Below are 1,145 nucleotides of genomic sequence, written 5' to 3'. Positions count from 1 at the left end.
ATCCACTTCACGAAGTAACCCACAAGCAGACCTGCGATGATGGCACCGATAAAGCCTGTACCAGCGTCTGCGCCGTAGAAAGAACCGTTGTTTGCAATCCAACCACCGATCAAGCCAGGAGCTAGAGCTGGGCGGTCAGCAATCGCGTAAGCAATGTAACCGGCAAGGATTGGGATCATCAGCGTAAAGGCAACCACACCGACATTGAGGATTTGGTTCCACATGCTGCCTTCAGGAATCGCCATGCCCGCTTCACTTGGCTGACCGCCTACAGCAAGAGCAAGGGCAATCAGCAGACCACCGGTTACGACGAATGGGATCATGTGTGATACGCCGTTCATCAAGTAGCGATATAAGTCAGAACGAGCTTGAGAAGCTTTGTCGGCAACCGACGCTTGCGTATTGCCATTGGACTCAGCTTGGTACGTCGGTGCGTTTAACGCTTCATTAATCAGTCCCTGAGCATCGCGGATTGGGGCTTTTACGTTGGTTTTAACCACGCGTTTGCCCGCGAAGCGGTTCATGTCGACTTGTTTGTCACAGGCGACGATGATGGCATCTGCACGCTCGATTTCTTCTGCGGTTGGGCTGTTTTTCACACCGATTGAACCGTTCGTTTCAACCTTGATTTCGTAACCCATTGCCGCAGCACCTTTCTCTAGCGCTTCTGCTGCTAGGTAGGTGTGAGCAACGCCCGCAGGACAACCGGTAACACCAATGATGAAACCTTGGTTTGCTGGAGCATCTGTCACTGGTTGCGGTTCTTCTTTAGCAAGAAGGAGTGCCAGTGCGTCTTGGCTGTTTGCTGCGCCCAAGAACGCATCGATGAAACCATCTTCAATCAGTTTTGAAGACAGTTCTGCAAGTACTTCGATGTGGTGGTTATCGCCACCGTCTGGAGAAGCGATCATGAAGAACAGCTTTGAAGGTAAACCGTCTTCCGCGCCGTACTCGATACCTGATTTGCTTACGCCGATCACAACCGCCGGTTCAATCACAGCGGCGCTTTTCGCGTGTGGAATTGCCACGCCATCTTCAAATCCGGTATTTCCTAATTCTTCACGTGCTTTTATATCTGCAAGAAATTGTGTTTGGTCAGAAATACGACCTTGGGCATGAAGAACGGCAACCAGTTCTTTAAATAC

The 1,145-nt window shown here is 50.7% G+C and carries 1 protein-coding gene; it reads right to left on the bottom strand.

From position 1 onward, the window contains the following. Window positions 1-1,145: fructose PTS transporter subunit IIA (locus tag R7O12_RS26140; RefSeq protein WP_318126971.1), on the bottom strand; the 1,145-nt coding region annotated here is incomplete at both ends.

The sequence above is a fragment of the Vibrio sp. Vb1574 genome (assembly GCF_033338675.1).
This window is presented reverse-complemented; position numbering and strand designations above follow the sequence as displayed.